At 64.6% G+C, this 18,946-nt stretch carries 17 protein-coding genes and 1 pseudogene; 7 read left to right on the top strand and 11 right to left on the bottom strand.

Going from position 1 to position 18,946, the window contains the following annotated elements:
• Nucleotides 1-16: 16 nt before the first annotated feature.
• A complete protein-coding gene (locus ACOZ38_RS36275; RefSeq protein ID WP_424535505.1) occupies nucleotides 17-469 on the bottom strand; it encodes a hypothetical protein in 453 nt (150 codons plus the stop codon).
• Between ACOZ38_RS36275 and ACOZ38_RS36280 the strand changes: the two genes are divergently transcribed.
• Nucleotides 459-656 (top strand): hypothetical protein, encoded by a 198-nt coding sequence (locus tag ACOZ38_RS36280; protein ID WP_424535506.1) that lies wholly within the window; start codon nucleotides 459-461, stop codon nucleotides 654-656. The genes ACOZ38_RS36275 and ACOZ38_RS36280 overlap by 11 nt on opposite strands.
• 76 nt (nucleotides 657-732) lie before the next feature.
• Here ACOZ38_RS36280 and ACOZ38_RS36285 read toward each other — a convergent pair whose 3' ends face one another.
• The 6 genes from ACOZ38_RS36285 to ACOZ38_RS36310 form a co-directional block, all read right to left on the bottom strand.
• Entirely contained in the window at nucleotides 733-1,170 is a 438-nt protein-coding gene (locus ACOZ38_RS36285; protein ID WP_424535507.1) for a plasmid replication, integration and excision activator, read from the bottom strand.
• 135 nt (nucleotides 1,171-1,305) lie between these two features.
• On the bottom strand, nucleotides 1,306-2,142 hold the full coding sequence (locus tag ACOZ38_RS36290; RefSeq protein ID WP_424535508.1) for an integrase: 837 nt from the start codon (nucleotides 2,140-2,142) through the stop codon (nucleotides 1,306-1,308).
• Complete coding sequence (locus ACOZ38_RS36295) at nucleotides 2,143-2,988, bottom strand: sigma factor-like helix-turn-helix DNA-binding protein (protein WP_424535509.1); 846 nt, start codon at nucleotides 2,986-2,988, stop codon at nucleotides 2,143-2,145.
• 171 nt (nucleotides 2,989-3,159) lie between these two features.
• Nucleotides 3,160-4,625 (bottom strand): IS3 family transposase gene (locus ACOZ38_RS36300; RefSeq protein WP_424530970.1). Its coding sequence is split into 2 segments (ribosomal slippage): nucleotides 3,160-4,238 and nucleotides 4,238-4,625, totalling 1,467 coding nucleotides; the frame shifts between segments, so codons are not numbered across the junction.
• 240 nt (nucleotides 4,626-4,865) lie between these two features.
• The gene (locus tag ACOZ38_RS36305; protein WP_424535510.1) at nucleotides 4,866-5,306 is read right to left on the bottom strand and encodes an ATP-binding protein; all 441 of its coding nucleotides are present in this window, start codon (nucleotides 5,304-5,306) and stop codon (nucleotides 4,866-4,868) included.
• Between the two features lie 94 nt (nucleotides 5,307-5,400).
• Nucleotides 5,401-6,243 (bottom strand): helix-turn-helix domain-containing protein, encoded by an 843-nt coding sequence (locus ACOZ38_RS36310; protein ID WP_424535511.1) that lies wholly within the window; start codon nucleotides 6,241-6,243, stop codon nucleotides 5,401-5,403.
• Nucleotides 6,244-6,501: 258 nt separating this feature from the next.
• Between ACOZ38_RS36310 and ACOZ38_RS36315 the strand changes: the two genes are divergently transcribed.
• On the top strand, nucleotides 6,502-7,743 hold the full coding sequence (locus tag ACOZ38_RS36315) for an HNH endonuclease (protein ID WP_424535512.1): 1,242 nt from the start codon (nucleotides 6,502-6,504) through the stop codon (nucleotides 7,741-7,743).
• Between the two features lie 57 nt (nucleotides 7,744-7,800).
• On the opposite strand, the pseudogene ACOZ38_RS36320 reads toward ACOZ38_RS36315, so the two are convergent.
• A pseudogene (locus ACOZ38_RS36320) lies at nucleotides 7,801-7,914 on the bottom strand (transposase); the annotation flags it as partial.
• Nucleotides 7,915-8,298: 384 nt separating this feature from the next.
• On the opposite strand from ACOZ38_RS36320, the gene ACOZ38_RS36325 reads away from it, so the two are divergent.
• The 3 genes from ACOZ38_RS36325 (at nucleotide 8,299) to ACOZ38_RS36335 (ending at nucleotide 11,211) form a co-directional block, all read left to right on the top strand.
• Nucleotides 8,299-9,333: a hypothetical protein gene (locus tag ACOZ38_RS36325; protein WP_424535513.1), complete on the top strand. Its 1,035-nt coding sequence runs from the start codon at nucleotides 8,299-8,301 to the stop codon at nucleotides 9,331-9,333.
• A gap of 331 nt (nucleotides 9,334-9,664) precedes the next feature.
• Nucleotides 9,665-10,720 carry an AAA family ATPase gene (locus ACOZ38_RS36330; RefSeq protein WP_424535514.1) on the top strand — a complete coding sequence of 352 codons (1,056 nt, stop codon included), beginning with the start codon at nucleotides 9,665-9,667 and terminating at the stop codon, nucleotides 10,718-10,720.
• The gene (locus ACOZ38_RS36335) at nucleotides 10,717-11,211 is read left to right on the top strand and encodes a hypothetical protein (RefSeq protein ID WP_424535515.1); all 495 of its coding nucleotides are present in this window, start codon (nucleotides 10,717-10,719) and stop codon (nucleotides 11,209-11,211) included. The genes ACOZ38_RS36330 and ACOZ38_RS36335 overlap by 4 nt, the downstream gene beginning before the upstream one ends.
• Before the next feature lie 78 nt (nucleotides 11,212-11,289).
• Here the strand turns inward: ACOZ38_RS36335 and ACOZ38_RS36340 are convergent, their stop codons facing one another.
• The 3 genes from ACOZ38_RS36340 to ACOZ38_RS36350 all read right to left on the bottom strand — a co-directional run bounded on the left by ACOZ38_RS36340 (nucleotide 11,290) and on the right by ACOZ38_RS36350 (nucleotide 15,369).
• Nucleotides 11,290-13,686 (bottom strand): S8 family peptidase, encoded by a 2,397-nt coding sequence (locus tag ACOZ38_RS36340; RefSeq protein WP_424535516.1) that lies wholly within the window; start codon nucleotides 13,684-13,686, stop codon nucleotides 11,290-11,292.
• Nucleotides 13,687-13,825: 139 nt separating this feature from the next.
• A complete protein-coding gene (locus ACOZ38_RS36345; protein WP_424535517.1) occupies nucleotides 13,826-14,803 on the bottom strand; it encodes an AAA family ATPase in 978 nt (325 codons plus the stop codon).
• 260 nt (nucleotides 14,804-15,063) lie between these two features.
• Nucleotides 15,064-15,369 carry a hypothetical protein gene (locus tag ACOZ38_RS36350; protein ID WP_424535518.1) on the bottom strand — a complete coding sequence of 102 codons (306 nt, stop codon included), beginning with the start codon at nucleotides 15,367-15,369 and terminating at the stop codon, nucleotides 15,064-15,066.
• On the opposite strand from ACOZ38_RS36350, the gene ACOZ38_RS36355 reads away from it, so the two are divergent.
• Together ACOZ38_RS36355 and ACOZ38_RS36360 are read left to right on the top strand one after the other, a co-directional pair.
• A complete protein-coding gene (locus ACOZ38_RS36355; RefSeq protein WP_424537222.1) occupies nucleotides 15,310-15,645 on the top strand; it encodes a hypothetical protein in 336 nt (111 codons plus the stop codon). The two genes, ACOZ38_RS36350 and ACOZ38_RS36355, sit on opposite strands and share 60 nt — an antisense overlap.
• A 188-nt stretch (nucleotides 15,646-15,833) precedes the next feature.
• Nucleotides 15,834-18,944, top strand: coding sequence for a BPTD_3080 family restriction endonuclease (locus ACOZ38_RS36360; RefSeq protein ID WP_424535519.1), 3,111 nt, complete (start codon nucleotides 15,834-15,836; stop codon nucleotides 18,942-18,944).
• Nucleotides 18,945-18,946 lie beyond the last annotated feature (2 nt).

The following is an 18,946-nucleotide window of genomic DNA, read 5'->3' on the forward strand; positions in this document are numbered from 1 at the left end:
AGGCGAGGCCACCTGATCAGGAGTCAGCGCGTACGTACGTCCGTGCCTCCTTCCAGACCTTGGCGTACGCCGTCGTGGAGAAGACGCCCGTCGCGGTCCGAAACAACCGCCCATCAGCCGCGGTGCCATGCCGTTCGATGTGCTCGCGGAGGATCATCACCAGCCCTGGCGGGATCGGCACGTCCCGGATGGCCTTGCGCCGACGCTGCTTGAGCCCGCGAACGTCGTGTGTCTTCCCCGAGTCAGAGAACCGCCGCCCGCTCTCCGGCCGTGTCTCCTCCAAGGTCAGCAGGCCCCACCCAGTTGCCGGAAGATGGCAATCCTTCTCCCGAAGCCCAGCCGCCTCAGCCGGCCGCAGACCAGCGAAGTACATGCAGGCGAACATCCCCGCCAGCATCGTCCCGCGTGACCGCCCCACGTACGTCACCGCGACGAGCAGCTTCCGAGCCTGCGCCGGGTTGACCACCACTCGCCGGTCCACCTCGCCCGAGATCTTGGCGGGCTTCAGTTCACCGGTGGCGAACTGGTGGGCCTGGTGGGCGAACTGGCGGGCGAACTCCAGGTCGGAGGCGGTGACCTCGTCTCCGGTGGAGGTGGTGACCAGGACCGACAGGGCGCCAAAGTCCAGGGACAGGACCGGGGTGCGGGCCGGGTAGGGGTGGTTGGTCGCTCGGGCACCGCTGCCGGTGTTGAGCGTGATGGTGCTGATGCGTTGTGTCCTGCGGCGTGCTATCAGGCGACGTCCTTTCCGGAGACGGTGGTGTGCTTGACCGCGGCGGAAGCTGCGGCGGTTGAGGCGGTGGTGCGGGTAGCGCGCATCTGGCGCGCCTTGATCGAGTAGGTGAGTCGGCCGTTGCGGTTGACGTACGGGGTGACGGCGAGGTGGTCGAACTCCACCGGAATGAAGGGCAGGCCCGGCATCGGGGCCGGGGGCACCGGCTGACCCGGAGCCAGGATCTTGACCTTGACGGTCTTCTCCCGCGCCTCGGGGTCGCAGTCGATCACCGTGACCTGCCAGACCAACTCGCCGGTCGTCTTGTCGCGGGCGTAGACCGGTTTGCCTGCGGTGGAGGCCTCGAAGTCCCTGACCTGGTCGACCTCCCCCACCATGTAGCAGCCGTGCGGGAACACATCCTCGAAGCTGATCGGGATGGCACCTCGAATACCCATCGCTCATCTCCTGTCGATCCCCTAGACAGCTACAGCGAGCCGCTGTGACGAACTGTCTAGGGGGCTATGCAAAAGAAGATAAGCAGGGTGCGGTGCGGTTGTCTAGGGGGATAGACGCAAAGAGTCTCGTGTCGCTCACTCAGCGTCTTCGTCGACCGTCACATACACGGCGGTAGCGTCATCAAACGGCTTCCCGCGAGGCCAGCGACTGCCATCCGGGTCAGAGCGTTCGGCGTGTCTAACGCGGCGGATCAGTTCAGCAGGGCCGTCGGCGTCGAGGAGATCGAGAGCTTGCCGCCAGGTGGCTAGGCCGAACCGGTCGACCAGGCGGGACGCTCCGTCGCTGAGCAACGCGGCTGCACGGAACTTGTCAGCGCGTAGGGCACCGGTCTCGGCCTGTTCTGCGACGAGAGGTTCCACCGAGGCCACCCAGAATCCGCCGTCACGGTTGCGGTGCTGCCGCATCGCTTCGACGTACTCACGGCGCGCCTGCTGGTGTTCCGGACTGCCACCGGGAAGGGCGTCCATGCGGCTGCGGTAACGCGAGCCGACCTCCGCCTCGCGGTCATCACAGACGACCAACGGCTCAGCCGAATCGGCGACGTCCAGGATCAGGACGGAGTCGGCGAGCACCAGCCACTGCAGCATGTCGCCGGTACGGCGGAGCATGACCACAGTGGCCGAGGGCGTGCCGGCGTGGGCGAGATCGCAGGTGAAGTCATGCATGGAGGTCACGGCCTTGATGCCCTCACCGAGGATCTCGGTCAGAGTCCCGGTGTTTTGCGTCATCGAGGCCAGCAGCGTCGAGCCGAGCATGCGCGAATACCACGCCACACCATGGGAGCAGCCGGACTCCGACCCGGCAGGCGTACCCGCGCCGTCCAACAGCACCACGGCATCGGGCGTGGCCGCGACGAAGTCCTCATTCGGCCGGCTCAGGCTGACGGGCTTGGTGGCGAAGGTGACGCGCACCTAGTCCCCCTCGTGCCGGTAGAGCGGGCTGGCCAGTTCCGCTTTGACCGGTTCCCCGGTCGCCGGTTCGTACTCCACACCCACCACCGTGGAGAACCGGTCTTCGCCGACCTGACCCCAGAGCGTGTTGATCTCCGAGACGATCAGGCTGACGACGCCGAGGGTGCCTTGCGGATGGATACCGGTGAACACCAGCACGTTGCCCTTCCCGTCCGGCCGGGCCAGCCGGCCAAGGTAGGCGTAGTCCACGTTGGCGGCCGGGGCGCTGTCCTCTCCAGACCGATAGGTGGTGCCGGTACGGCTGTCGCGGATCGTCCACGGCCCATCGTCGGCCTTGACCCACTCCAGCACCGGATCAGACTCATACATCTGCGCCATCACCGGCGAGAGCCGCGGGCCGCAGATCACGATCAGGTTGGGCCGGTTGAGATCGATGTCCCCGCCGAGGGGGACGTGCTCCAACTCCACCGACAACCCGAAGCCCCGGGCCAGATCCTCCAGCCGCTTGCCCGCGGTGACATCCTCCATCGCCACCACCGGACGCGCCTTGATCGCGTCCTGCTTTAGCGGGGTGGCGATTGTGAGCGTGCCCGTGCCGAGGAACGCCCCTTCCGGCGCCGGGCCGGTGTGCCGGATTTGGTGGATCCTGCCCCGAGTCAGGCCAGCCGCCTCGGCGATCTGGGCGTACGACATGCCTTGGGCGTGCAGGTCCTGGATCACCCTGCGCCGCAGTCGCGCGAGTTCGGCCACTTCCTGCTGGGCGGCGTTGAGCCGCTCGGTGGCCGCGCGCAGCAGGACGAACGGGTCCTCGATGGCGGCGATACGCTCAAGCTCGCTGGATGGCACGGCCGGTTCCTCTCGGTGATGCTCCACCGAGTCTAGGCCCCTAGACGCTTTGTCGTCTATTCCCCTAGACAGTACGCGTTTGAGCTGTTCACCGGTTTGAAGACTTACCGCCCTTATGTTCCAACGGCGATTGGGCACACCCCCGGTAGCTGTCAAACCGTTTGAGACGTTTCAGGCGACTTGTTCTATATCGGAGCTGGTTTCCTCCTCGACGGGTTCGTTGATCCAGACGGTTTTGGGCAGGCTGGGCGGAGTGGGCTCGCGGCGGAACCGGCCGGGGTTGGCGGCGTAGGCGGCCTGGAGCGTGCGTGCCCGCTCGGTCCGGATCTGGCCGGCGGTGCCCAGATGGACCGAGGCCGGGGTGTGCAGGCCGATACCCGAGTGCCGGTGCTCGTGGTTGTAGTAGGTGAAGAACTCCTGGCAGAAGGCGCGGGCGTGAGCGATCGAGCCGAACTGCTCGGGGAAGGCCGGGCAGTACTTCAGCGTCCGGAACTGTGCTTCGGAGTAGGGGTTGTCGTTGGACACCCGGGGCCGGCTGTGGCTTTGCGCGATGTTCAGGTCGGCCAGCAGCGCCGCGACCGGCTTGGAGGTCATCGAGGTGCCCCGGTCGGCGTGCACATGCGCGGGCGCCTGGCCGCCGTTGGCGCCCATGGCCGCGGCGATGAACTGCTCGGCCAGCTCGGCACTCTCGCGGGCGTGGACCTCCCAGTGCACGACGTAGCGCGAGTAGATGTCGAGCATGACGTACAGGTCGTAGTAGACGCCCTTGACCGGCCCCTTCAGTTTGGTGATGTCCCAGGTGAAAACCTGGGAGGGGCCGCGGGCGACCAGCTCGGGCCGCACCCTGGCCGCGTGCGTGGCCTGGCGCCGGCGCTCACGCACCTCACCGCAACCGCGCAGCAGCCGGTACATGGTGGAGATCGAACACAGGTAGACGCCCTCGTCCAGCAGCGTGGCCCACACCTGCGCGGGCGCCTTGTCGACGAACCGGGCCGAGTGTAAGACGGCCAGCACCCGCGCCCGCTCATCCCGGCTCAACGCCGCCGGGTGCGGCGCCGGTGCCGGGCGCGGGCCGAGCATCACCGGCGCGGGATGGCGGTGGCGGTGCACGGTGGCCCGCGACTTGCCTGACAGGGCGCACGCCGCGGTCACACCGAGCACGGGCTCCAAGGCGGTGAACGCCTCGTCGATCACTTCCTGGGCGGCGCGTCGTTGTCCGCGCTCTCGGAGAGCAGTTCCAAGAGCGCGTGCGCTTTTCCCATGATCTCCAGCGCCGCCTTGGTCTTGGCCAGCTCCCGCTCGGCCTTCTCCGCCCGCGCCCGCAGCCGCTCGTTCTCCTTCTCGGCCTCGCTCTTACGCGTCTTCGGCCCGGATGGCTTGGCCGCCAAAGCGTTCAACGCTCCCGCATCGCGGGCCTTGCGCCACTCGATGATGTGGGAGTGATACAGCCCCTCGCGGCGCAGCAACGCGCCCTTGGCGCCCGGCTCGGTCGCCGCGTCGTAGGCCTCGACCATCGCCAGCTTGTACTCCGGCGTGAACGAGCGCCGCTTCGGCCGATCCGATCGAGGTCCGTCACCCTTGCCCACCCCACCATCATCGGTGAGATCACCGCGGAGGTCGGCCACTGTCAAAGTCACTGTCTAAAAGATCCTGTTCTCGCCCTGATTGAGTCACAGAAGACTACTTCGTCCCCAAGTCTCACGAGAGTCTGACAGAGAGGGGCCGGCCACGACGTGGGCCAAGCCAGGTTAAGCAGAGCACAACCGCCACACGCCCACGCCGCAACCCGAGCACGCACCGAAGCCCCGAACGTGAGCGATGTCAGAGGGTTGAGCACCGACCTACAGGCAGAACCACCCGAAGCCTCGGGCAGCCGATCACGCACGCGTAGCCTCGGAGCCCGGCAAAGGCGCGGCCGGGGCATTCTTGCCACCGTTGACCAGCAGCAGCGCCCATACCGTGCGGCCTCGTTCGTCGCCGCGGATGCCGTAGGTGTCGGCCAGGGCGCCAACGATCATCAAACCCCGACCGCCCTCCTCGTCGTCCTCTGGCGAGAAGATGCTCGGGCCGTGCGCCGCGCCGCCGTCCGCGACGCCCAGCCACACCCGATCATGCTGGGCGTGAATCAGTACCTGGAACTGACCGCCGTACCTGCCGCTGGCGGTGTGACGGACGGCGTTGGCGGCCAGCTCGCTGACGATGAGCTCGGCCGAATCCACGATCGGCCAGCCTGCGAGGAGGGACGTGACGAACCGGCGGGCTTCCCTGACCGAGGGGGAAGTGCCGAGAAAGGACCGAGACATGCGCCATGCACTCATGGATACGCTCCAACGTCTAGGGGGCTATACACCCACGTCCACGAGCGTATGACCTGCACTTGGTCATCCTCAAGGAATTCGACGCATAAATGCGTCACTTCTCTAGTTGGGCCGCCAACTTCCGAAAGTCCGCCCCGATTTCACCCAGAAGGTCCCGCAGACCATCGCTGTACACCGCAACACCCGCGAACGCCTCGAAAGCCTCCTCGTGCGTTCCAATCTCAGTCGGCTCGGTTAACGTGAGATCACCCGTCAGGCTCTCCACCACGCTCACCGCCCCATCGAAGATCGTGAACCCATGCAGTGGAAACGCCGGCGCCTCCGTCCTCCACGGCACCACGCCCAGCCGAACATGCGGCAGCGTCGACACCTGCACCAACCGGTCAAGCTGGGCCAGCATCAACGACGGCGACCCCGGCCACGTCCGCACCGCCCCCTCCGTCAGCACAAACGCGAACTTCCGACCTTCCTCGAACAGCACCGCCTGCGCCTCAAGGCGCACGGCCGCCGCCCTGGCCGCGTCCTCCTCATCCACATCCCGGCCGACCGCCAACGCCAACCGCGCGTACTCGGCCGTCTGCAACAACGCGGGGATCATCGCCGAGGAGAACACCGCCATCCACTGAGCCGAACGAACCCTGGCAGCATTCGCCGCCTCCCGGCCGGCCAGCCCACCCCGCAGCCGCGACACCTCATCACGCAACCGCACCAGCAGCGCGTCCAACTCGCCGCGGTCCCGCTCTCCGAGCCCCAGAGCAGCCGAAACCCGCTCAACAGTCTCCGGCGTAGGAAGAAGCTGCCCGGTCTCTATCCGCGAGATCGTCGGCTGCCCCACCTGCGCCCGCTGCGCCAACTCCTTACCCGTCAGCCCAGCTTCCCGACGCAGCCGCCGAAACAGCTCCCCCAATGCCCGCAACCGATCCCGCCGCTCCTCCACACCGAGCGTTCTACCACGCTGAGCCACTTCACATCCTCGATCAGTGGTCCACGCCGAGGACCGTGCGCATCGTGCTCTACGCCCATTGCATCTCGCTTGCACATGACGTGGATGCGGGGTGCCCAGCGCAAGCGGCCACCCACCGCTGTCATGCAGTCCGTCTCATATTGGGCAAGTTAGTGGACAAAACCATACTAACCGGATGATATCGCAATCAGGTTCAGTATTTAGTGCAATAGCTGTTCCTATCATTCCCTCATGGCACTTTCCGATCTCCGTCGCGAGATGGTTCTTTCCGCTATCAAGGAGTACGACAAGCTGGGAAGGGACGCCTTTCTCGATGTCTACAGATACGGCCCGGCGCGCGGCTACTTCCTCCTATACGACGGGAAGCGGTACGACTCCAAGGCCATCGCCGGCGTGGCACACCGCGAAGTGGACGGCCGGCCGCTGCGAGCCAAGGACTTCTCCGGCGGCAACGCCACCGTCGCACGCGCGCTGAACAACCTCGGCTTCGAGGTCACCCGTCCAAGCGACGTCATCGATGGACATTCCCCGGAGAACCTGCTCCAGAAGATCCTCACACTCAAAACCGCCGCATCGGCTACGCCTGGCGCGCGGAAGCGGCATCAGCCGTTGACCCTTCTCTGGGCCCTTGGCAGAGCGGCCCGGGGCTACGATCGCGTGGTGCCGTGGAGAGATGCCTCTCCCGCACTCGAATCGCTCCTGCGGGAGTTCGGCTATCACGGCGACGGCCTGCATGCCGAGTTTCCCGTACTCCGTCTGTATCACCACGGGCTCTGGGACCTCCCTGGCCGAGACGACGTTCCAAGGGCCAGCGGCAGCGCAGCGCAGCGCTGGATGCGGCAGAACCAGCCGCTCAGCGGTTTACGCTCATGGGTACACGACCTCGTGACAGATCATCCGGCCCTACGCGCTCAGATCGTCCTACGACTCCTCGACGAATACTTCCGCGACGTCGACCGCGACGAGTTGCTCTCGGCCACCCTGCTTACCCCTGAACCCAACGCCATTACGCCAGCCCCGGACAAGGCCACACCTCTCCGCGATGGGACACCAACACCAAGCCGCCGCACGGTCACGACCAACCGCCTGATCCGTGACTCCGCGCTCGCGGAGCAGGTCAAACTCGTGCACGACTATCAGTGCCAGATCTGCGGCATCCGTCTTTCGACCAGGCGAGGCCCCTACGCCGAAGGCGCCCACATTCGCCCGCTTGGCACGCCTCACAACGGCCCCGACGAGCCGGGCAACCTCCTCTGCCTGTGTCCCAACCACCACGTCCTGTTCGACGGCGGAACAATCACGATCACCGACGACCTCGTAGCCATCGCCGTCCCCACTGGCCAGCGGATCGCCCCAATCCGGCTCGCCGACGGACACCCGCCGGATCCCCAACACCTGGCCTACCGTCGACACATCTCCGAGGACTCTCAGGTCGACAGGTGCAATCAGGTGCTAGTGACCAAAGATCGCTAGGGTTCGCAGAAGCAGACATGTTGCGGCACGCGCCTCAGCACCGTGCCAATCGCAGACCAGCCCGGCATGGCTGTCGGAGATGACCGGCTTGACGCCGGTGAGCCCGCGGGCGACCAGCCCGTGCAAGAACGCCGACCAGCTGGCACCGTCCTCGGACGGTGAAGGATGCACAAGGTAAGGGTGCGCTGCGTGCGTCAGGCTCTGTGCCTGCCGGGAGACGAAAGGCGCGACGAGGCAGGGGTGCTCTCCCGTATGCAACTCCCACGGGGAGCCTGCCCCGCCGCGCCCCTCTTCATCGGCCGATGTACTCGGCCAGGACCTGGCCGGCGCCCTCCATGTCGGCGACCGGGTGCCGCTTCTCTGTGTCGCTGGACTCGTGTGGCCGGGTCACCGTCGCCATCTCCTCGTTGCTCCGAAGTTCCCTGTGGCGGGAAGCCGCGTGACCTACCTTGTTTGCTTGATGACGAGTCCACCGGCAAAGCAGCGACGACAGGACCCCTGAACGGCCCCCCAACAGTCACCCTCTTGAGCCCTCAGCCGGGAGGCAGGCACCAGATGCCCGACAAGATCCCCAACGTGCAGCTGAGGGCGTGGTGCAACGAGCACCTCCTGACCCGCGCCGAGATGGCCGAGCAGGTCACCACCACGCCCGTTGGCATCACCGAACGCTTGACCTGCAACGAGGAACACATCCGCCGCTGGGAAGCCGGCGAAGTCTCCTGGCCCCAATCCTCCTACCGGCTCGCCCTCACCCAGCTCACCGGCCTGCAACCCCACGACCTCGGCTTCCGCCAGAACCGCCGCGGCGAACCTCGCCTCATCGAAGCCACCGTCACCCCAGTTGACGCGCTGCAGGCCGAAGCCGACCTATACGGCACCATGGAACTCGCCCAGCAGCTCCAGGCATCCGACGTCGGAAACGGCACGCTCGAAGCACTCGCTGAAGCGGTCGACCTGCTCTGCCGCGCCTACCCCATCGTCCCAACCGCCACATTGCGCGATCGGACACAGAAACGCCTCGCCCAGGTATCCCGGCTACTGTCCGGACCCATCACCCTCGAGCAGCATCGCGAACTCCTGGTCATCACCGGCTGGCTCACAGCCCTACTGGGATGCGTGCACCACGACCTGGGCGAACGCGAAGAGGCCGAGACCGCCCGCCGCACCGCCTACGAGATGGGCCGCCAGATCGGCCATGGCGAACTCATGGGCTGGGCCTACGAGATGTCAGCCTGGTTCGCCCTGGTCGAAGGCCGCTACGAAGACGTCGTCAGCGCCGCCCGCATCGGCCAAGCCGCAGCCGGTCAATCCAATGCCATGGTGCAACTCACCCTGCAAGAAGCCCGCGGCCTCGCGCGACTCGGCTACCGCCGTGAAGCAGACAAGGCTCTCACCCGCGGAGCCGAGACCCTCGCCAAGCTACCCATCCCGGGAACCCCGACCACCACTTCGTCTTCGATCACGCCAAATGGATCTTCTATGCCGCCACGGTCTACACCTGGCTCGAAGACAACGACCGCGCCGAAGAACACGCCAGCGAAACATACAGACCCACACAGCCCCGACGGCACCAGCAACGCCCCCATGTGAGTCGCCAACGCCCGCATCGACCTCGGCATCATCCACGCCCGCCGAGGCGACCTCGACGCCGCCGTCAACGAGGGCCTTGCCGCCTTCGACATCGAACGCAAGTCCCTAACCGACCTGGTCAACCGCGCGGGGGACCTCGACCGCGTCCTCCGTCGCCCCTACCGGCGTGAGGCCCTGGCCGCGCTTCGTGACGGCTTGGCGTGCGCTCTTGAGCCGCCGTCCGGAGCTTCTCGATTGACACACGGCTCTGGCGATTGGGGGCTTGACTGTCGGCGTGAACGTCATTCACACTGTATTCTGTGAACGACGTTCACGAAGGGACCAAAGATCTATGGTCGACGAGCCTACGGATGACCTTGTAGGACTGTACGAGGTCGCCGAGATGGCGCACGTAAGCCGCACAGTTGTGGCGAACTGGCGATCTCGTGACCAGAGGTTCCCCCCACCAGTGGCGGATCTGCGTAGCGGCCCGGTCTTCAACGCCGCCCAAATCCGTCGCTACCTCAAGAGGAGGAAAAAGCCCATGGCTCATGTGATCGCCACCATCAACCTCAAGGGCGGCGTCGGTAAGACCACGACAACCGCTGCGCTCGCGGAGATTCTCTCTGGGGAGTTCCACAAGAAGGTCCTCGTCGTGGACCTCGATCCACAAACGAACCTCACCACGATCCTTATCGGCGAGGAGCATTGGAAGAGCCTCAACGATCAGGGCCACACCTTGGCAACACTCTTCACTGACGCGATACGCAACGAGAGCGAGCCAGCACGCTTCGACCTCGAGAAGACGCTGCAGCGCCAGGTCTCACCGGTCTCCGACGTCCGCAGTGTCGATCTGCTGCCGTCCTCCCTGGACCTTATCGACGTACAAGACCGGCTTGCCTCGATGCCGTCTGGCAAGTTCTACTCCAACAACCCAACAGATCTACTTCGCCGTGCAATCAAAAGCATCCTCGACGACTACGACTACGTATTGGTGGACTGCCCTCCGAATCTTGGAATCGTCACACTTAACGGACTTCGCATTTCGGACGGGTATATCATCCCCACAATCCCAGACGTGCTATCGACCTACGGAATTCCACAAATTCAGACCAGAGTAAAGGCATTCGCCGATAACCTAGGCGAGGAAATCACCGAAGTGGGGATTGTCATCACCAAATACCAGGCAGCATCGACCGTTCACCGGAACACTGTTAGGCGATTGGAAGATGACGCAAAGCTACCCATCGTCTTCGCTAACAAAATTCCCCAGGCGAATAAAATCGCAGAGTCCGCCGAATTCTCCTCACATGGCACCCTCAGGCAGAAGTATGGTTATCAAGGCGAGTTTCAGGCCTTTCGTAAATTCGTGGAAGAGTTTATTGAGACCGTTGAGGATATGGCATGAGTGAAGACCCGACAACACCAAGCGAAGTAGAAGCCGATCTTGATGATCTGAGTGACGCGCTGGCGGAGCTTGGCCGCGTTCGCGATCCCGTGCTGGCTCGCCAGCTTGCACGCCTCGTCACGGCTGTGGCGATCGAGGCAACTCGGTCTTCACGCCTGGCCAAAACACTAACCGCAGCCATCGCAGTTCCTATCAAAGACGCCGCGAAGGCGATCGAGGGCGAATCCACTGCGACCAAGGCAAGACCTCATCGACGGACACCGGGCGTGTTCGATCCTTTCGTGATCTTCTCGGAGGTTGGGGAATCGGGTCTCAACGAGCGACTCGCTGCGCTCGACCTCGAACAACTTCGCGACATCGTGGCGGAGCACGGGATGGATCACGACCGCCTTGCGATGAGATGGAAAGATCCAGACAGGGTAATAAGCCGAATCGTGGAAAAAGTCTCGGCAAGAGCCAGCAAGGGCTCGGCCTTCAGATCGAACAGCTGATTCGCCAGAATGACCTCGGGCAACAGGACGCTGTGAGATCCAGAGCTGATTTCTCTCGACAAATCTCCGGGAGAAATCTCAAATCTCGACCTGTACTGGAATCTCGATCTTGCTGGCGATCGGCGTGTAGATGTCTGTCGGGATTTCACTGACCACCGATACCAACAAGGCGTAGCGAACGGGCAGATCCACACGGTCTCGGCGGTTGTTCTGCTTCCACCAGCCGCCGACGGGGTATACGGCTATGACGCCGCACTGGGCAAGGGCCGCAGCGTTCCCCTCCCACATGTCCGCGTGAAGCGAACCCGCGTTGCGAGCCCTTCCCAGGAACCAGCGGTCGTCTGTGCTGGAGGTTGGCCTCACACCTCGCTCCTCAGCCTCGGCCTCGTTGCTAAGCCGCTCCTCGAACTGCGCCAAACTCTCCGTTGGGCGGATGACGTCGAAACGCAGACCGTGCGAGGTGTAGGCATACTTGCCCTGCCACCCTCGGTTCGACGGGTTAGGCTCGATGAAATAAGACAAAGTCACTCGCATACGTACGCGCGCGTCGAAGAGATCCTGGAGCTGGTCGGAGGGCCAAGGCAGAGTGTGGAGCCGCATTGCGCGCATGGAAAAGGCGCCCTTGGCGGACCGACCGAACGGCCGGAACTGGTCCTCCACGATCATCGTGACGTCACTCTCGGCACTGGCCAGCACCCTTTCCTCCGTGGGCACCCCCCAGCCGTAGCGTCGCAGTAGCTTGTGCCGAGCGGCCTTGATGGCTCTAGTTCTGGGGGCGGGAAATTGGGCGTGCATCGCCGGAGTCCACTCCGCCGCGTGAACCAGCAGCCCGCGGACAGCCTCCGGGGTCAGACTCGGATAGCGGCCGATCACCAGCGCGCCGAGGCGGGCCGCCTGAGAGGTGGCCGCGCTCGTCGCATTCGCCGTAGTCAGCAAGCTGAACGGTTTCGCGCTCGTGGTAACAAGCTCGACGACCTCGTGGTTGTCGAGCTCACCTCCAGGGCCGACCAGAAGGTTGCCGCCCTCCAGCACGATGTCCGGCTTGATGGGGCGGCCCTTTCTCTCGCTCCACAGTACGGACGTACGGCTGAATGGGGACAGCTCACCCATCGGAGCGAGGGTCCGGTAACCCGCGAAAGCGGAATCAGCAGGCGGTGCCGTGCGCTCCGTATACGCGCCGACTGTGAGAGCGTTCCAAGCTTGGGCCGGGTCGCTGATCTGCCGAGTATCCGAAGCAGCTAGGTGGTCGATGTGCCAGTCCGCAGCCGTGAGGTTGCCAGCACTGACCACGAAGAGCCGGGCAACCTGAGGGTCGGGTTGGCCAAGCAGGCCGATCCCCTTGTCGCTCGGCTGCACGTCGGTGCCGATAGCGAGAGCATCGATAGCCGCCGACCACGACGTCGGACGCCCGTCGGACCCCTTCTGCTCCCCGGAAGTCACAGCCATCGAGTAGACCCTCCGCCGGGTCTGCCCGATCTCCACCTCCGAAGCCGCGTCGGCCATCAGCTTCCCGTAGAACTTAGGTTCGGTCCCGTCGTCGTGGTGCCCGCGGAGGATCTTGACTGACTCCAGCCGGTGTATCAACCGTATGGGTTGTGACCCCATGAGTACGGGTTCAAGATCACCGTAAAGAGCAAGCCCCGCCATCTCGGTTCCGTGGGATGCGCCGGGTGCAGGTGCCGCCGTAGTGCCCTTGACGACCGTGTATGCGGCGTCGAACGATTTCATCAGGAGCGGATGGTCGGCCTGCGTGCCGCAGTCCAGCACGCATACCGCGGGAGCATCGGTCTCGGCGGGTTCGATCCTGTCCGCGAGATCGGCTACAAGCTCGCCCTGGAAGGTCCGGTCCAGCCCGAAGAGCTGCTCCGCGAAGCCGGGGCGCCGGAGTTCGCCCGGGATCGCATTGGTGGTGAGAAGGACACCCAGTTCATTCGCCGGTGCGTGTACCAGAGCTACCGTTCGGTAGGGAAAGGCCAGCGTCTCGTCCAGGACCCGCCAGCCGAACTCCGCGGCGGTGTGGCGTAGCTCCCCGACCGGTTCTTGGCTCTTGTCCAGCTGGACGAGCCATACTTCCCACCAGCGGGGTTCATCAGGATCGGGGAAAGGCTCGTCCTCCTGCCAGAACTCCCGGAGCACCGAGAGCCGGAGTTCCTCGATATTCGCAACGAGGGCCTCATTCTTGGGCTTCCCAGAGCCGGCGCGCGTCTCTTCCGTGGCGAACTGCTCGAAGAGCCTGACAAACGTGTCGACTGCCGAGAAGGGCAGCCAGACCAAAGCTCGTTGCGGCAACTCCTCGGTCGGAGGAAGCACGGAAAGGAGCTTGGCTCCCCGGGCATCGAGCCGCTCCAGAGCCAGGCGGTGTTCATCCGACCAAGAGACGACCGTCAGCACGAAACCGTCGCCGCGCACCTCTTCCGCGACCGTCGCCTGAGCATGCCGAGCGATCTCTTCCGCCGAGTGAAGGTCGGCGGTCAACTTGGCTGCGTGGCCGCCACGGTCCGCGATTGCCCTGACTTGAGCCCCAGCCCCGCCGCTTCGCCCCTTGTAGCCGGCATCAGTGCCGGTGGCTGGGACGAGCAGGTGGGGGCGGTTTCGGCCAGTGGGCGGGGTGGGCTCACCCATTCCGGGTCGCTCGACGCGCGTCAAGCGCCGCGATCATAGTTGCGGTTGTGAGCAGATCACTGCCGCTGAGGATGACCTCCTTGGCTGCGGACTCTCCCGCCCGCACGAGCTCGGCATGACTCAGCCCGCCGACATGGGCGGCGAGGTCCTGCCAATCCACTCCTGCTGTGTTCATGGACGCGAGCCTCCGGCGCAGCACCTCGATAGCTTGATCCGCACTTGGGACATCATAGGGAATGACCGCGTCAAATCTTCGGAAAAGTGCGTTATCCAAGATTCCTGCATGGTTCGTGGCGGCGACGACCAGGCTTTCCGGTCTCGCCTCGTCGAGGAACAGCAGAAAGCTGTTGAGAATTCGGCGAGCCTCACCGACGTCTCCCTCGACGCGCCGTTCGGCACCGATCGCGTCGAACTCATCGAAGAGGTAAACAGCTCGGCTCTTGGCCGCGGCATCGAAGACCAAGCGCAGCTTGGCGGCTGTCTGACCCATGAATCGGCTGATCAAACCGTCCAACCTGATGGTGAACAGAGGGAGGCTGAGCTCCTTTGCCAAAACGGCGGCGCTCATGCTCTTGCCCGTTCCAGGAGGCCCCACCAAGAGGAGCCGGTGAATGGGAGCGAACCCGTGATGTTCGAGACGCTCCCGCTGGCGTTGCTCGTGCAGCACGCGCTGGAGCTGTTCCCGTAGGGCGTCCGTAAGGGTCATCTCGCCTAGACGGGTGTCCGGGTAGCTGGCTGTGACGAGTTCGGCGAGCTCACCTCGGGGTTGAACCACCGGAGTAGGTTCGCGGCGGCGCATCGGTTGTGCCCTGGCCTCGTCGACCATGTCCCGCAGCTCGGCCGCCAACCGGTTATGCCCCTGACGTGCTGACTTGGCAGCCAGTTGCAGCGCAACACTGTAGAAGGCCTCTTCGTCGCCCTCCGCGTGGGCCCGGACGAGGGCCTTGACGTGGTCCGCTGACGCGGTCATGGCCATCCTTCGTGGTTCACCGCTACCGGACTGCACCCTATCTATGCCCGGGGAAGGGGCTCATGATACATGGAAGATCATGGACACTTCATAACGGTTGCTGCGCATCCCAGCAGACTGGATCACAATCAAACCGTCACCGCTGAGCGACGCACATCCGATGCGTCTCGCCGACCTCGGGACACTCGTCACGCTGGAGGGTGCGACGGATGAACGCCATACCGCGCGCCTGGCACAGCTCGTAGAACACCGCACGGCAGTCACACGTCCAGGCCACGACGCGAACACGCTTGACATGGGGACTGAGGCAGTCGGTCATGCACGCGATGCCTCTGGCCCCGGCAGGGGAGCAGCCGGGGGTTCTTGCCAGCGTTAACTAGGAGCATCGTCCATACGGTGCGGCCTCGCTCGTCACCGCGGACGCCGTAGGTGTCGGCCAGGGCGCCGACCATCACCAGGCCGCGCCCGCTCTCCTCTTCATCGCCGGGAGCGAAGACTCTCGGAGAGTGAGCAGCGCCCTCGTCGACGACGCCGAGCCACAGGCGGTCGTGCTGGGCGTGGATCATCACGTGGAACCGGCCGCCGAACTGGCCGCTGGCCGAGTGGCGGACTGCCTTGTGGCCAGCTCGCTGACGATGAGCTCAGCCGCCTCCGCGACCGGCCAGCCGGCGAGGAAGGTGGTGATGAACCGGCGTTCGCCGGACCGAAATAGCAAACGGAGTGGACGACCCGGAAAGTCGGTCGCCTCTCAAGGAATGCCGCAGTCGCCGACGTGGACAGCGGCGGCGACCTGGGACGACGCCTCCATACGCTTGCTGTCCACAACACGCAATGACGATTGATAATCCGGGCAAGCAGAGGGCGATCGTCGCAAAAGCGAATATATGACACTGTTGGCAGCATAAGGCTCATCTGACATCACACCACTCACACGCAGAGGGCAAGATCACAAGTTTGCTTCTTCCTGGTCATTCGCGGACTCTGTCTATAGGGTTTTGTCGACTCATGGACGGTTTTCTGGAGGCGGCGAGTGGCCGATCGTGTCATCGACAACCCCATCATCAACTCGCCATACCTCGCTCCGGCTAGACACTTCAAGTTCGACAACGACGGCATCACCGAGGAGATCTTGGAAGGCCGTCGGCCAAGTTCGTACTTCGTCCCGGTGCCGAGGGCCCGCAAACGCGGCGTGCAGGCCGAGTTGGACCTCCCCGAGCTGGGGTTGACCGGCGACCAGATCGAGCCGAACCACTTCGTCAATTCCATCCGGGGCCGGGTCGATCGCTGGCGGGCCATGCTGTATCCGCACGTCACCGCAACGTCGCGTCGTCTGCTGGAGTACTGGAGCGATCCAGAGCGCGACAACCCCATCCTGTTCTGCCAGCGCGAGGCCGCCGAGACGGCGATCTACCTCGCCGAGGCCGTGCACAAGGACGGGGACACCTCGATCCCGAACAAGCTGGCCGAACTCAACAGGGAATACAACGACGACCTCAGCCGGGTCGCGCTGAAGATGGCGACAGGCGCGGGCAAGACTGTCGTGATGGCGATGCTCATCGCCTGGCAGGCCCTTAACAAGGTCGAGTCCCCGCAGGATAAGCGGTTCGCCAGGCGCTTCCTCGTCGTTGCTCCCGGGATCACGATTCGTGACCGGCTCCGCGTTCTGCTTCCCGAGGACGACGACAACTACTACCGGATGCGCGATCTGGTGCCTCCCGACCTGTACGGCGCGCTCGCCCAGGCCAAGATCGCGATCACGAACTTCCACGCCTTCCAGCGCAGGGAGACCAAGCTGGGCCAGGGGGTCGCCAAGACCACCAAGGAGCTGCTGGCCGGCTATTCCGGCGCACCCAGTCCGTTCCAGGAGACCGTGGGCCAGATGGTCACCCGGGTCTGCCGGGAGTTGGGCGGCAGCTCGGAGATCGTCGTCCTCAACGACGAGGCCCACCACTGCTACCGCGATCGCATCGCCGACCCGGAAGAGGATGTGAAGGAAGCTCTAAAGGGAGAGGACAAGAAGGAGGCCGACTCACGCAACGAGAAAGCCCGGGTCTGGTTCCGCGGCCTGCGGGCTATCAAGTCGAAGCTTGGCATCAAGACGGTTTACGACCTGTCCGCCACCCCGTTCTTCCTGTCCGGCTCCGGCTACAAGGAGGGGACCCTTTTCCCATGGGTGGTCAGCGACTTCTCCCTGGTCGACGCCATCGAGTCGGGGATCGTGAAGATCCCCCGCGTCCCCGTGGACGACAACCGGTCATCTAACGACGTGACCTACCTGCACCTTTGGCAGAACATCCGCGACGAGCTGCCGAAAAAGGGCCGTAAGGACTCCACCGTCTCAGCCGAGCACCTGCCGCCGGCACTTGAAGGCGCCCTGCACAGCCTCTACGGCTCCTATGAGAAGGCTTACCGGGATTGGGAGGAGTCCGAGGCGTCGAAGAACGGCGACCCGCCCCCGGTCTTCATCGTGGTGTGCAACAACACCACGGTCTCCAAGATGGTCTTCGACTGGATCGCCGGCTGGGACAAGCAGGTAGACGACGAGACCACCGTCGCGGTGCGCGGGAACCTGCCGCTGTTCTCCAACGTCGACGCCAACCACGGCTGGCGGCATCGACCGCCCACCATCCTCGTCGACTCCGAACAGTTTGAACGGGGCGAACTGACCAAGGACTTTCACCAGGCGCTTGCGCACGAGATCGACGAGTTCAAGCAGGAGTACGCCCGCCGCTTCATCGGGCGCAGCGCCGACAAGGTCGACGACGCGGAGATCCTGCGCGAGGTGATGAACACCGTCGGCAAGAAGGGCAAGCTGGGCGAGCACGTCCGCTGCGTGGTTAGCGTTTCGATGCTCACCGAGGGCTGGGACGCCAACACGGTCACTCACATCCTCGGCGTCCGGGCCTTCGGCACCCAGCTTCTCTGCGAGCAGGTGGTCGGACGAGGGTTGCGCCGCCGCTCCTACGCGGTCGATGAGAACGGCTTCTTCACGCCCGAGTACGCCGACGTGTATGGCGTACCGTTCCAGTTCATCCCCACAGTCGGCAAGACCAAAGACCTGAAGATCAAGCAGACCCGCCGAGTGCACGCCACAGCCGACCGGGTCCGGGCGGAGATCACATTCCCGCGCCTGGTCGGGTACCGCATCGAGCTCCCCGACGAGGAGATGATCCCCAGCTTCGACGCCGACAGCCGGCTGGCGCTCAACACCGACGTGATCCCCACACTCACCGAGGTGGCTGGCATCGTCGGTGAGAAACGCACGGACTTGCTGGAGAAGCTGCGCGCGAAGCGGAGGCAGGAGGTCGCCTTCGAGGTCGCGAAGCGGACCACCGAGACCTATCTCGCAGACCCTGACGACCGTAAACCCTGGCTCTTCCCTCCGATACTCGACATCACCAAGCAGTGGCTGGATAAGTGCGTCGACCTCGAAGGGGATGCCTTCCTCGGCATGCTCTGCCTGTCAGAGCTCAAGGACCAGGCCGCACGGCGCGTCAAGGAGTCGATCCTCACCCAGAAGGGCAGCCGCCAGCCGAAGGCGTTGCCGATCTTTCGGCCGTTCGACCATGTGGGTTCCACCGAGGACGTCGACTTCTTCACTACCAAGCACGTGTACGCGACGGCAGAGGAGAAGAGCCACGTCAACTTCGTCGTCCTAGACGGACCGCAGGGCAACACCTGGGAGGAGAAGGTCGCCAAGATTCTGGAGTCGATGCCGGAGGTCGCGGCTTACGTGAAGAACGACCACCTTGGCTTCTCCATCCCCTACGCGATCAAGGGACAGAACCACCAGTACCTCCCCGACTTCCTAGTACGGCTCGCGCCGTGCGAGGGCGACATCCGGGTCCACACGCTGATCGTCGAGGTGTCGGGGAGCCACAAGCCGGCCGAGCCCACCAAGGAGAAGGCCGCGACCGCCCGCAACCGGTGGGTTCCGGCAGTCAACAACCACAGCGGCTTCGGCCGGTGGAGCTACTGCGAGCTGAAGGACCCCGACCGGTTCCGGGCGGATCTCGAATCCGCGATCCGGGGTCTGTACGGGAGGACCGGAGTGAGCGCCCAGGTCGGCCCCGACTGGGACGGACCCGCCTGGGATACCAAGGACGACGCGGTGCTGGTCAACACCGGAGAAGGAGCATAAGC

The sequence above is a fragment of the Sphaerisporangium viridialbum genome (assembly GCF_049674955.1).
GTDB lineage: Bacteria > Actinomycetota > Actinomycetes > Streptosporangiales > Streptosporangiaceae > Sphaerisporangium > Sphaerisporangium viridialbum.